Origin of the sequence: Ochrobactrum teleogrylli, assembly GCF_006376685.1 — a bacterium.
In the GTDB taxonomy this organism is placed as follows: Bacteria; Pseudomonadota; Alphaproteobacteria; order Rhizobiales; family Rhizobiaceae; genus Brucella; species Brucella teleogrylli.
The window spans coordinates 1-12,465 of sequence record NZ_VEWL01000002.1 but is presented as its reverse complement, the minus strand read 5'-3'; the positions used below and the strand labels follow the sequence as shown (position 1 = coordinate 12,465).

The following is a 12,465-nucleotide window of genomic DNA, read 5'->3' as shown; positions in this document are numbered from 1 at the left end:
CATTTGGTTTTGAATGGCAGGTAGCGGCGGAAATCGAAAAGAGGCCGATACCGGTCATTTTATGCTGTCTGGGGGATTAGTCTTTCAGGCGGAAGTGATTAACATTAAGGAGAACAGACGTGGCACGTATCGCTGGCGTCAACATCCCGACGAACAAGCGCGTTGTTATTGCGCTTCAGTACATCCACGGGATTGGACCGAAATTTGCTCGGGAAATCGTAACGAAGGTTGGCATTGCCGACGAACGTCGCGTTAACCAGCTGACGGATGCTGAAGTCCTTCAGATCCGCGAAGCAATCGATGCTGACTACCAGGTCGAAGGTGACCTGCGTCGTGAAGTTTCGATGAACATCAAGCGCCTGATGGACCTGGGTTGCTACCGCGGCCTGCGTCATCGTCGTTCGCTGCCGGTTCGCGGCCAGCGCACGCATACCAACGCACGCACCCGTAAGGGTCCGGCGAAGGCTATCGCAGGCAAGAAGAAGTAATTTCGACGGAACGTTTCGTTCCGTCGGGCCTTTCCGGTGCGCCGGTTGGGTTTGATACTGGTCCTTTCGTGAGGACCGGTGTAGCCGCTGGAATTACGGCGGTGTAGAGATCGATTGAAAGGACTATCATGGCCAAGGAAGCCACGCGCGTTCGCCGTCGCGAGCGTAAAAACATCTCGTCGGGCGTTGCCCACGTAAATTCGACGTTCAACAACACCATGATCACCATCACGGACGCTCAGGGCAATGCGATTGCCTGGTCTTCCGCAGGTGCTCAAGGTTTCAAGGGTTCGCGTAAGTCGACCCCGTTCGCCGCACAGATCGCTGCCGAAGATTGCGCCAAGAAGGCTCAGGAACACGGCATGCGCTCCCTCGAAGTCGAGGTTTGCGGACCGGGTTCTGGCCGTGAATCCGCGCTGCGCGCCCTTCAGGCTGCCGGCTTTGTGATCACGTCGATCCGCGATGTTACGCCGATCCCGCACAACGGTTGCCGTCCGCGCAAGAAGCGCCGGGTCTAATCCTCGTTCACATGCCGCACGAACCCTGGAGAAATCCAGGGTTCCTCTGCGGTTTCTACACTTGATCGCTACGATAGGATGGTAGCGACGATTGATAGAGGGATACTTACATGATCCAGAAGAACTGGCAGGAACTGATCAAGCCGAACAAGGTGGAATTTATCACCCACGGCTCCCGCACGCATGCAACCGTCGTTGCTGAACCGCTAGAACGCGGTTTCGGTCTGACGCTCGGCAATGCTCTGCGTCGCGTGCTTCTGTCGTCGCTGCGCGGCGCTGCCGTGACCGCCGTACAGATCGACGGCGTTCTGCATGAATTCTCTTCTATTCCGGGCGTCCGCGAAGACGTTACGGATATCGTTCTGAACGTCAAGGAAATCGCCATCCGTATGGAAGGCGAGGGCCCGAAGCGCATGGTCGTCCGCAAGGAAGGCCCAGGCGTCGTTACGGCTGGCGACATTCAGACTGTCGGCGATGTCGAGATCCTCAACCCGGATCACGTCATCTGCACGCTGGACGAAGGCGCTGAAATCCGCATGGAATTCACTGTCAACACCGGCAAGGGCTATGTGCCTGCCGACCGCAACCGTGCGGAAGATGCTCCGATTGGGCTTATCCCGGTCGACAGCCTGTATTCCCCGGTTCGCAAGGTGTCGTACAAGATCGAGAACACCCGTGAAGGTCAGGTTCTCGATTATGACAAGCTGACGCTGAACATCGAGACCAACGGTTCGGTCACGGGTGAAGACGCAGTGGCTTATGCTGCTCGTATTCTCCAGGACCAGCTGGCGATCTTCGTCAACTTCGAAGAGCCTCAGAAGGAAGCTCCGCAGGAACAGGTTGCGGAACTCGCTTTCAACCCGGCTCTGCTCAAGAAGGTGGACGAGCTCGAGCTGTCTGTCCGTTCGGCAAACTGCCTGAAGAACGACAACATCGTCTACATCGGCGATCTGATCCAGAAGACGGAAGCCGAGATGCTGCGGACTCCGAATTTCGGCCGCAAGTCGCTCAACGAGATCAAGGAAGTTCTCGCGTCGATGGGTCTCCATCTTGGTATGGAAATCCCGTCCTGGCCGCCGGAAAATATCGAAGATCTCGCAAAGCGCTACGAAGACCAATACTAAGCATTTCCAGCGAAAGTGCGAAGCGGTTTCGCGCGGGATAATGCTTGAATTAAAGACCAGCATTTCCAGCGAAAGTGCGAAGCGGTTTCGCGTCGGACAATGCGTTAATCGAAAATAAGACCGGCATATCCCGGTACGTTACGAATTAAAGGAGAAGGCCATGCGCCACGGTAATGGACAGCGTAAGCTGAACCGCACTGCCTCGCATCGCAAGGCAATGTTCGCCAACATGGCGGCTTCGCTCATCGAGCACGAACAGATTGTGACCACGCTTCCGAAAGCCAAGGAAATCCGTCCAATCGTTGAAAAGCTTGTCACGCTCGGCAAGCGCGGCGATCTGCATGCACGCCGTCAGGCTATCTCGGCTATCCGCGACGTTAAGGTCGTGGCTAAGCTGTTCGATACGCTGGCTACGCGCTATGCAACCCGCAACGGCGGCTACATCCGCATCATGAAGGCTGGCTTCCGCGCTGGCGACAACGCGCCTCTGGCCGTTGTTGAATTCGTGGAACGCGATGTCGATGCAAAGGGCAAGGCTGACCGCGCCCGCGTCGAAGCTCAAGCTGCTGCTGAAGCCGACGCAGCGTAATTCACGCTGATAAAGATTTAAAAAGGGCCGCCTTGTGCGGCCCTTTTTATTTGCGCTGCTGCTTGCGTATGCGGCCACACATTGATGTGACGGAAAATTGCACCGGCTTTTTGCATGTGGTCACAATGTGGCCCTTTATCCTTGGCCTCACTTCATTACATATGGACAACGAGTCCCGTATTCCTCCATTGGGAGTTGAACGGGAAGGCTGGGAAAGCGCGGAGTTTGTGCATGAATTGGCGACGTTTCGGAATCACGGGCATCATTCTGGCATCGATTGGCATGGCAGGATTGCCAGCCATAGCGCAGGATGCGCCAGCACCGGCAAAGCAGATACCGCTCAGCCGGGCTGATATGCAGCTTTCCTTCGCCCCTTTGGTCAAGGAAACCACACCCGCCGTTGTCAATGTCTACGCTGCGCGACAGGTGCAGGCTCAGGCGCAGTCGCCATTTGCGGGCGATCCCTTCTTTGAGCAGTTCTTCGGCAGGCAGTTTCGCGACACCAAGCCCCGCATCCAGCAGTCGCTCGGCTCCGGCGTTATTGTCGATGCGTCGGGCATCGTCGTGACCAATAATCACGTCATCAAGGACGCGGACGAAATCAAGGTCGCGCTGTCCGATGGCCGGGAATTCGAAAGCAAGCTTCTGCTGCGCGATGAGACCACGGATCTGGCCGTCTTGAAAATCGAATCCAAGGAGAAATTCCCGGTCCTGTCGTTGGGTAATTCTGACGAAGTGGAAGTGGGCGACCTTGTGCTTGCTGTTGGCAACCCGTTTGGCGTCGGCCAGACCGTGACGAGTGGCATCGTCTCGGCGCAATCGCGCACGCAGGTCGGTATTTCCGACTTCGATTTCTTTATTCAGACAGATGCTGCGATCAATCCCGGCAATTCCGGCGGTGCTCTGGTGGATATGCGCGGGCGGCTGATCGGGATCAATACGGCGATCTATTCGCGTTCCGGTGGTTCTGTCGGCATTGGCTTCGCCATTCCGTCCAATATGGTGCGCGCTGTGATTCAGGCCGCGCAAAGCGGCAGCACCAGCTTCGAACGCCCTTATATCGGTGCGACCTTTCAGGGCGTGACGGCGGATATAGCCGAAGGCCTCGGCATGGAGAAGCCTTATGGCGCCCTGATTACGGCGGTTGCCAAAGGCGGACCGGCTGAAGCCGCAGGCTTGAAGGTTGGCGATGTGGTGCTTTCCGTGCAGGGTACGCGCATCGATAATCAGGATGTGCTCGGCTATCGTCTTTCGACTGCCGGGATCGACAGCACGGTTTCCATTGCGATCCTGCGTGGTGGCGAAAATCTGACCCTGCCGGTCAAGCTGACCAAAGCACCCGAGGTGAAGCAAACCGCGCCTCTGGTTATTGAGGGTGATAACCCATTTGCCGGTGCCGCTGTGCAGGAGCTGACGCCGTCCACTGCCGCAAAATTGCGCCTCAAGCGCGATGCAAACGGCGTGGCGGTGATGGATGTTTATTCGGGCTCGCCAGCCGCCAGGCTTGGCTTACGCCCCGGCGATATCATTCGCAACCTGAATGGCAATGTGATCCGCAGCGTAACAGATCTTTCTTCGGTCCTGAATGCGGGCCGCGGTCTGGCATGGCGTATGGAAATCGAACGCAACGGCACGCTCCTGCGCCAGTTCGTTCGATAAACCGGCTACAGAAAGTTGCATGCCGCTTCAGGTAAGCTTATGCCTTCGTGTCTGATCCAAAAGTCGCCATGCCGGGCTGCAAATGGCAATTTCTGCGCTTACCTAGGCTCACGTACCCTAATGTACGCTGCGCTCCGGTTCTCGAAATCACCATTTTCGCCACGGCCTGCCGCTTTTTGATTCAGACACTGAAGCGGCATTTATTTTTCGACAGAGTCATCGAATGAGCGATCTTTTTTCATCGGCGTCAGACCCGAATGCGGACCGTAATCGTCCGCTGGCCGACCGTCTGCGTCCGAAGCATCTGTCTGAGGTCACCGGTCAGGAACATCTGACCGGGCCGGAAGGCGTGTTGACGCGCATGATCGCATCCGGTTCGCTCGGTTCGATGATTTTCTGGGGCCCGCCAGGAACGGGTAAAACCACCGTTGCCCGACTGCTGGCTGGCGAAACCGATCTTGCGTTCGAGCAGATTTCTGCAATCTTTTCCGGTGTTGCCGATCTCAAGAAAGTTTTTGAGACGGCCCGCGCGCGGCGCATGTCCGGGCGGCAGACCTTGCTGTTTGTCGACGAAATTCATCGCTTCAATCGTGCGCAGCAAGATTCCTTCCTGCCGGTGATGGAAGACGGCACCGTCATCCTGATTGGCGCGACCACCGAAAATCCATCATTCGAACTCAATGCCGCTCTTTTGTCGCGCGCGCGGGTGTTGACCTTTCATCCGCACGACGCGGAGAGTATTGCAACGCTTCTGATCCGCGCCGAAGAGCAGGAAGGCCGTCTGCTGCCGCTGGATGAGGAGGCGAGGGCGAGCCTTATCCGTATGGCCGACGGGGATGGCCGTGCTGCATTGACGCTGGCTGAGGAAATCTGGCGTGCCGCAAGGCCAGACGAGGTCTTTACGGTAGAAAAACTTCAGGACGTGGTGCAGCGTCGTGCGCCGGTCTACGACAAGAGCCAGGACGGGCATTACAATCTGATCTCGGCGCTGCATAAATCGGTGCGCGGGTCTGATCCTGACGCGGCGCTTTATTATCTGTCGCGCATGTTCGATGCAGGGGAAGACCCGCTTTATCTCGGGCGGCGCCTGGTGCGTATGGCGGTTGAAGATATCGGGCTGGCCGATCCGCAGGCGCTCGTCATCTGCAACGCGGCCAAGGATGCCTACGACTATCTGGGTTCGCCGGAAGGTGAACTGGCGCTGGCGCAGGCCTGCGTTTATCTGGCAACCGCACCAAAGTCGAATGCCGTTTACTTGGCTTATAAAGCTGCGATGCGCGCAGCCAAGGAACATGGCTCTCTGGTGCCGCCAAAGCATATTTTGAATGCTCCTACCAAGCTGATGAAGAACGAGGGCTATGGCGACGGTTACGCCTATGACCACGATCAGCCCGATGCTTTTTCGGGGCAGGACTATTTCCCGGAAAGCCTCGGACGGCAGAAGTTTTACGACCCGCCGGAGCGCGGCTTTGAGCGCGATATTCGCAAACGGCTCGACTACTGGGCGCGGCTGCGCCAGGAGCGTCAGGGCAGGAACCGATAAGAACCTGCCCGCTTGTCGCTCAATGCATCAGTGCGGGATAGGTGAAGAATAGGGCATGGGTCAGATTGAGCAGAAAATGCACCGCGATTGCTGAGATCAGCCGGCCTGACTTGTAATAGGCCATGCCGTAAAAAATCCCGGCAACGGTTGCCAGCGCGACATAACTCAAGCCGCCCTGATAGTGCAGCATGCCGAACAGGACCGCGCTGATTGCGATTGCAAAGGCCGGGTGCCAGCACCGATAGTACGAATAGGCAAGCAGGCGTCCCTGTATCATGCCGCGAAACAACACTTCTTCCGCAAAGGCGACGAAGACGAGATTGTTGACGGCCCAGATCCCCAAATAGGGCATGATCTTGGGGTCGAACTTCATATAGCCGATCGCCAAGGCGAGAGGAATCACGGTTATAAGGCAACCACTCAACATCATTCCGATGAAGTTGAGTGTTCTGGCCGTTCCCGCCGCGCAGTCCGGTTAATAGGACGTTTACTTTTACATTTTATCAATCTTTATAATTTGACGAGGTTTCCCATGATGCGCGTTTTGTGTCTCGTAGCGCTCGTGATCCTTGGAGGCTGTGCGACCGCCCCGCGGCAGGTCAGCAATGTATGCGCAGTCTTCGATCAGCGTGACGGTTGGTTTAACAATTGGCAGAGTGCCGCCACGCGCGTTTCGCGTGAATTCGGCGTGCCGGTTCCGGTTTTGATGGCGACGATCTATACGGAATCGGGCTTCCAGCCCTATGCACGACCGCCGCGCACGAAGATTCTCTGGATCATTCCATGGAAGCGCGCATCCAGCGCTTATGGCTATTCGCAAGCGCTCGACGGGACCTGGGATCGCTACAAGCGGGAGACTGGGCGCTGGACCGCTTCGCGCACCAATTTTGCCGACGCTATCCATTTCATCGGCTGGTATCACTATCAAAGCTATCAGAAGAACGGCATCAACCGCGCGGATGCGTATAGCCTCTATCTGGCTTATTACAGCGGCCATGGCGGCTATGCGCGCGGCGTCTGGCGTGGCAACGCGACGGCTCTCAAAGGCGCGAAGCGGGCGCAGGCCATGGCCAATCGTTATGCGGCCCAGTTGCGTTCCTGTGGCGGGATTAGCTAAAAGGTGAGGACGGGGGATTCAAATACGAAATTTGGAACACCGTCCGGCCTTAATCGCAACTATCATGCGCGCGGAATCGCAAATTGAGGATGACCTTTGCATGTTGAAAAAAATCGGTATCGCCCTGATTGGAGCCACCTTGCTGGCGGGCTGCACCACTGACCCTTATACGGGCGAACAGAAGATGTCGAACACGGCGGGCGGCGCGGCTATCGGTGCTGCCGTTGGTGCTTTGGGTGGCCTCATGGTTGGCGGTTCCAGCCGTGCACAGCGCAACGCCGTGCTGATCGGCGCAGGCATTGGCGCGCTCGGTGGCGGCGCTATCGGCAACTATATGGATCGCCAGGAAAATGAGCTGCGCGCGCAGCTTCAGGGCACCGGTGTATCTGTGACGCGTAATGGCGATCAGATCATCCTGAACATGCCGTCGAGCATCACCTTCGACACCGATCAGGATCAGGTAAAGAGCCAGTTCTATCCGACGCTGAACTCGGTGGCCATCGTGCTGCGCAAGTTCAACCAGACCCTCGTCGACGTCCTTGGTCACACCGACTCGACGGGTAGCGCCGCCCATAATCAGGATCTGTCGCAGCGTCGTGCCGGATCGGTAGCCAGCTATCTCGGTTCGCAGGGCATCGACCCGCGCCGCTTTGCGATCATCGGTTATGGCGCAAGCCAGCCGGTCGCGACCAATGCGACGCCAGAAGGCCGTGCTCAGAACCGCCGCGTAGAAATCCAGATTTCGCCACTGCGGGGCGCAAGCTAACCCTTCGGCAGACAGAATCGGGCCGCTGTGGGCCCATCTAACGAACGCAGTTCTTCGCGAGAGGGGCTGCGTTTTTCTATGTTCGGGCCGAATCGTTGCTCCGCCGAAAGTGGCGGAGCTGCTTAAAGCGTGGATAGGCTTTTTATTTTACGGCCCGCTAATTATAGAGAACAATAATGGAACAAAATAATAATATTGTTTTATTTCAGTCGGCTAGCCTTATTGCCAAATGAGAACAAAACAGATACAAATAGATATTGGCGATGAGCCTGCCGGGCTTCTAGCGAGACAAGAGGATGGTGTAAGATGTCTCAGAATTCATTGCGACTTGTTGAGGATAATTCAGTGGACAAGACTAAGGCACTTGATGCGGCGCTGTCACAGATCGAAAGAGCGTTCGGCAAAGGCTCGATCATGCGCCTGGGTCAGAACGACAAAGTGGTCGAGATCGAAACCGTATCGACCGGCTCGCTCTCTCTGGACATCGCGCTTGGTGTAGGCGGCTTGCCCAAGGGCCGTATCGTCGAAATTTACGGGCCGGAAAGCTCCGGCAAGACCACGCTCGCGCTACACACCATTGCTGAAGCGCAGAAGAAGGGCGGCATCTGCGCATTCGTTGACGCTGAACATGCGCTCGACCCTGTCTATGCGCGTAAGCTCGGCGTGGACTTGGAAAATCTGCTGATCTCGCAGCCGGACACCGGTGAGCAGGCGCTCGAAATCACCGACACGCTCGTGCGTTCCGGCGCCATCGACGTTCTGGTCGTGGACTCCGTTGCAGCGCTGACGCCGCGTGCGGAAATCGAAGGTGAGATGGGCGATTCGCTCCCCGGTCTCCAGGCCCGTCTGATGAGCCAGGCACTGCGCAAGCTCACCGCTTCGATCTCGCGTTCGAATTGCATGGTCATCTTCATCAACCAGATCCGTATGAAGATCGGTGTCATGTTCGGTTCGCCTGAAACGACTACCGGCGGTAATGCACTGAAGTTCTACGCTTCGGTTCGTCTCGATATCCGTCGCATCGGTTCCATCAAGGAGCGCGATGAGGTTGTCGGCAACCAGACCCGCGTGAAGGTTGTGAAGAACAAGCTTGCTCCTCCCTTCAAGCAGGTTGAGTTCGACATCATGTATGGCGCCGGTGTTTCCAAGACGGGCGAACTGGTCGATCTTGGCGTGAAAGCCGGTGTGGTCGAAAAGTCCGGCGCTTGGTTCTCCTATAATTCGCAGCGTCTCGGTCAGGGCCGTGAAAACGCGAAGCTTTACCTCAAGGAGAATCCTGAAGTTGCGCGCGAAATCGAAACGACGCTTCGCCAGAATGCCGGTTTGATCGCGGAACAGTTCCTTGAAGATGGCGGCCCGGAAGAAGATAGCGGGTCCGACGCTGCGGAGATGTAATCTCTGCTGGTGGTTCGGTTCGAACCTCAAGTTCCGCTTGAAAGTTGGAGGCCCTGTGCTGTTGCGCAGGGCTTCACTTTTTCAGTCGCAGCTTGATGGGGATTCAACCGCACCGGCAAAAGCTGGTTTCAGGTGCTGAATTTGCCTTTATGGCGCACGCTGCTTATCTGGACAGAAAAGCAGCACATCGTTAAAAGCGGTCAACCGAAGAACTCCACTTCACGTCTTTGTAGCGCGGGGAGGGAGTAATGCCTGCGGTTTCCGTTATTTATTGCGGTTTGCAGGTGCAAAAGACAATCGATGCTGCCTTTTAACAGGCTGCATCAATGCAGGGCAGGAAAAGCCCAAGGGTGAATTATGGCTGGCGTCAACGAGATTAGGTCCACATTCCTCGATTACTTCCGCAAGAACGGACATGAAATCGTTCCGTCGAGTCCGCTCGTACCGCGCAATGACCCGACGCTGATGTTCACCAATGCGGGCATGGTGCAGTTCAAGAACGTTTTTACCGGGCTGGAACATCGCGCCTATAATCGCGCAACCACCTCGCAGAAATGCGTGCGCGCCGGTGGCAAGCATAACGATCTCGACAATGTGGGCTACACTGCGCGCCACCACACTTTCTTTGAAATGCTGGGCAATTTCTCGTTCGGCGATTATTTCAAGGAAGACGCCATCAGCTTTGCCTGGAACCTGATCACCAAGGAATTCGGTCTGCCGAAGGACAAGCTCCTCGTCACCGTCTATCATACGGATGAGGATGCGGCGAATTATTGGAAGAAGATCGCCGGTCTGAGCGATGACCGTATCATCCGTATTGCCACCAGCGACAATTTCTGGGCGATGGGCGATACCGGCCCGTGTGGTCCGTGCTCGGAAATCTTCTTTGATCACGGCGATCATATCTGGGGTGGACCTCCCGGATCGCCAGACGAAGACGGCGACCGTTTCATCGAAATTTGGAATCTCGTTTTCATGCAGTTCGAGCAGGTGACACCGGATCAGCGCATTGATTTGCCGCGTCCGTCGATCGATACCGGCATGGGGCTGGAGCGCGTTGCAGCCGTGCTGCAAGGCGTGCATGACAATTACGATATCGATCTGTTCAAGGCGCTGATCCGCGCATCGGAAGAAGCAACCGGCGTCAAGGCTGAGGGCGATTTCCGCGCCAGCCATCGCGTGATCGCCGACCATCTGCGCGCTTCGAGCTTCCTGATTGCCGATGGCGTTTTGCCGTCGAATGAAGGTCGCGGCTACGTGCTGCGCCGCATCATGCGGCGCGCCATGCGTCATGCCCAGCTTCTGGGTGCGAAGGAACCGTTGATGTGGCGTCTACTGCCTGCGCTCATTCGGGAAATGGGGCAGGCCTATCCGGAACTGATCCGCGCCGAAGCGCTTATTTCCGAAACATTGAAGCTGGAAGAAACCCGTTTCCGCAAGACACTGGAACGCGGTCTCGGCCTCTTGTCCGACGCCTCCGAAAAGCTGGTCGAAGGCGACCGCCTCGACGGTGAAACGGCTTTCAAGCTTTACGACACTTATGGCTTTCCGCTCGATCTGACACAGGATGCACTGCGCCAGCGGGGTATCACCGTTGATACGGACGGCTTCAGCACCGCAATGGAACGCCAGAAGGCCGAAGCTCGCGCCAATTGGGCAGGCTCCGGCGAAGCTGCAACCGAAACGATCTGGTTCGGTATCAAGGACAAGGTCGGCGCGACTGAGTTCCTGGGTTATGAAACTGAAAGCGCTGAAGGCGTTATCGCCGCTCTGGTGCGCGACGGCGCGGAAGTGCAGTCGGCGTCCGAAGGCGAGACCGTATCCGTCGTAGTCAACCAGACGCCGTTTTACGGTGAATCAGGCGGCCAGCAGGGCGATACCGGAACGATTTCCGGCGAAGGTTTTGTCATCACCATCAAGGACACGCAGAAAAAGGGCGAAGGCGTCTTCGTTCATATCGGCGAAGTGACCAAGGGCACTGCGAAAACCGGCGAAGCCGTCGAATTGAAGGTCAATTCGGATCGTCGCACGCGCATTCGCTCCAATCACTCGGCAACCCATCTTCTGCATGAAGCGCTGCGCGAAACGCTGGGCAGCCATGTGGCGCAGAAGGGTTCGCTCGTTGCGCCTGATCGCCTGCGCTTTGACTTCTCGCATCCGAAGCCGATTGCGGCTGAGGAGCTGGCCAAGGTTGAAAACATGGCCAATGAGATCATTCTCCAGAACGCGCCGGTTTCCACCCGCCTGATGGCTGTGGACGATGCAATTGCTGAAGGCGCGATGGCGCTGTTCGGTGAAAAATATGGCGATGAAGTGCGCGTCGTGTCGATGGGCACGGCCAAGCATGGTCCGAAGGCTGGCAAGTCCTATTCGGTCGAGCTTTGCGGCGGCACGCATGTGCGCCAGACGGGCGATATCGGTCTGGTTCGTATCGTTTCGGAAGGTGCGGTCGCAGCTGGTGTTCGTCGTATGGAAGCGCTGACGGGCGAGGCTGCGCGCCTTTATCTCGAAGAGCAGGACGAACGCGTGAAAGCAATCGCCAGCGCGCTGAAGACCACGCCTGCCGAAGCGCTTGAACGCGTCAACGCCCTGATGGACGAGCGCAAGAAGCTTGAGCGCGAATTGTCGGATGCACGCAAGAAGCTCGCGCTCGGCGGCGGTTCATCGGAGGGCGGCAGCGCGGTTGAAGCTGTGAATGGCGTCAACTTCCTCGGCAAGGTCGTGACTGGTGTATCGCCGCGCGATCTGAAGCCATTGGCCGACGAAGGCAAGAAGCAGGTTGGTTCCGGCGTGGTGCTGTTCATCGGCGTCGGGGAAGATGGCAAGGCCAGCGCAGTTGCTGCCGTGACGGAAGATCTGGTCGGTCGTTTCAGTGCCGTGGATCTGGTGCGCGCTGCTTCGGCAGCACTTGGCGGCGCCGGTGGCGGCGGCCGCCCGGACATGGCGCAGGCCGGCGGGCCAGAGGGCGACAAGGCGGATGCTGCGATTGCAGCAGTCAAGGCGCTGATCGCCTGATTTAATAGCAATAAGGCCGGGGAAACCCGGCCTCAGGCCGCTGACAAACCCGCCGATATTTTTCGGCGGGTTTTGTTTTTGGGAGGGGGCGCGTTTTGTGACTGCATTAACAAGGAGTTGCAAGCGGCTGCAGCCGCTCATACGCTGGCTGCCTTTGGGGTCTTTGTCAGGACTATGGCGATCTTCTTGATGTTCTGTGCGGCGGCTTGCAGCAGGCATTGGCAGGCGACGCGGACAAGGCCTCGAAAGCG

Annotated in this window: 11 protein-coding genes; 10 read left to right on the top strand and 1 reads right to left on the bottom strand. The window is 57.2% G+C overall.

Annotated elements, in window-relative coordinates:
* Positions 1-119: 119 nt before the first annotated feature.
* From rpsM to FIC94_RS04075, 6 genes are all read left to right on the top strand, one after another.
* Entirely contained in the window at positions 120-488 is a 369-nt protein-coding gene (gene rpsM / locus FIC94_RS04100; RefSeq protein WP_109369216.1) for a 30S ribosomal protein S13, read from the top strand.
* A gap of 128 nt (positions 489-616) precedes the next feature.
* On the top strand, positions 617-1,006 hold the full coding sequence (gene rpsK, locus FIC94_RS04095) for a 30S ribosomal protein S11 (protein ID WP_002964339.1): 390 nt from the start codon (positions 617-619) through the stop codon (positions 1,004-1,006).
* Between the two features lie 110 nt (positions 1,007-1,116).
* Positions 1,117-2,130, top strand: coding sequence for a DNA-directed RNA polymerase subunit alpha (locus FIC94_RS04090; RefSeq protein WP_109369215.1), 1,014 nt, complete (start codon positions 1,117-1,119; stop codon positions 2,128-2,130).
* Positions 2,131-2,290: 160 nt separating this feature from the next.
* Positions 2,291-2,719: a 50S ribosomal protein L17 gene (gene rplQ / locus FIC94_RS04085; protein ID WP_109369214.1), complete on the top strand. Its 429-nt coding sequence runs from the start codon at positions 2,291-2,293 to the stop codon at positions 2,717-2,719.
* 231 nt (positions 2,720-2,950) lie between these two features.
* Complete coding sequence (locus tag FIC94_RS04080; protein ID WP_121536274.1) at positions 2,951-4,378, top strand: DegQ family serine endoprotease; 1,428 nt, start codon at positions 2,951-2,953, stop codon at positions 4,376-4,378.
* A gap of 223 nt (positions 4,379-4,601) precedes the next feature.
* Complete coding sequence (locus FIC94_RS04075) at positions 4,602-5,921, top strand: replication-associated recombination protein A (RefSeq protein WP_140024050.1); 1,320 nt, start codon at positions 4,602-4,604, stop codon at positions 5,919-5,921.
* Between the two features lie 19 nt (positions 5,922-5,940).
* Here FIC94_RS04075 and FIC94_RS04070 read toward each other — a convergent pair whose 3' ends face one another.
* Positions 5,941-6,294, bottom strand: coding sequence for a CPBP family intramembrane glutamic endopeptidase (locus FIC94_RS04070; RefSeq protein ID WP_180917905.1), 354 nt, complete (start codon positions 6,292-6,294; stop codon positions 5,941-5,943).
* Positions 6,295-6,453: 159 nt separating this feature from the next.
* Between FIC94_RS04070 and FIC94_RS04065 the strand changes: the two genes are divergently transcribed.
* The 4 genes from FIC94_RS04065 (at position 6,454) to alaS (ending at position 12,214) form a co-directional block, all read left to right on the top strand.
* Positions 6,454-7,038 (top strand): transglycosylase SLT domain-containing protein, encoded by a 585-nt coding sequence (locus tag FIC94_RS04065; RefSeq protein WP_140024047.1) that lies wholly within the window; start codon positions 6,454-6,456, stop codon positions 7,036-7,038.
* A gap of 100 nt (positions 7,039-7,138) precedes the next feature.
* Positions 7,139-7,804 (top strand): YiaD family glycine zipper/OmpA-like lipoprotein, encoded by a 666-nt coding sequence (locus FIC94_RS04060; protein ID WP_140024046.1) that lies wholly within the window; start codon positions 7,139-7,141, stop codon positions 7,802-7,804.
* Positions 7,805-8,110: 306 nt separating this feature from the next.
* Positions 8,111-9,199: a recombinase RecA gene (gene recA / locus FIC94_RS04055; protein ID WP_109369210.1), complete on the top strand. Its 1,089-nt coding sequence runs from the start codon at positions 8,111-8,113 to the stop codon at positions 9,197-9,199.
* Between the two features lie 357 nt (positions 9,200-9,556).
* Positions 9,557-12,214: an alanine--tRNA ligase gene (alaS, locus tag FIC94_RS04050; protein WP_140024044.1), complete on the top strand. Its 2,658-nt coding sequence runs from the start codon at positions 9,557-9,559 to the stop codon at positions 12,212-12,214.
* Positions 12,215-12,465: the final 251 nt, after the last annotated feature.

Bases quoted from the DNA above. Each gene is read 5' to 3' on its own strand.
- rplQ (WP_109369214.1), top strand. From the start codon at position 2,291: ATGCGCCACGGTAATGGACAGCGTAAGCTGAACCGCACTGCCTCGCAT.
- FIC94_RS04060 (WP_140024046.1), top strand. From the start codon at position 7,139: ATGTTGAAAAAAATCGGTATCGCCCTGATTGGAGCCACCTTGCTGGCG.
- FIC94_RS04080 (WP_121536274.1), top strand. From the start codon at position 2,951: ATGAATTGGCGACGTTTCGGAATCACGGGCATCATTCTGGCATCGATT.
- FIC94_RS04070 (WP_180917905.1), bottom strand. From the start codon at position 6,294: ATGAAGTTCGACCCCAAGATCATGCCCTATTTGGGGATCTGGGCCGTC.
- alaS (WP_140024044.1), top strand. From the start codon at position 9,557: ATGGCTGGCGTCAACGAGATTAGGTCCACATTCCTCGATTACTTCCGC.
- FIC94_RS04075 (WP_140024050.1), top strand. From the start codon at position 4,602: ATGAGCGATCTTTTTTCATCGGCGTCAGACCCGAATGCGGACCGTAAT.
- recA (WP_109369210.1), top strand. From the start codon at position 8,111: ATGTCTCAGAATTCATTGCGACTTGTTGAGGATAATTCAGTGGACAAG.
- FIC94_RS04090 (WP_109369215.1), top strand. From the start codon at position 1,117: ATGATCCAGAAGAACTGGCAGGAACTGATCAAGCCGAACAAGGTGGAA.
- FIC94_RS04065 (WP_140024047.1), top strand. From the start codon at position 6,454: ATGATGCGCGTTTTGTGTCTCGTAGCGCTCGTGATCCTTGGAGGCTGT.
- rpsK (WP_002964339.1), top strand. From the start codon at position 617: ATGGCCAAGGAAGCCACGCGCGTTCGCCGTCGCGAGCGTAAAAACATC.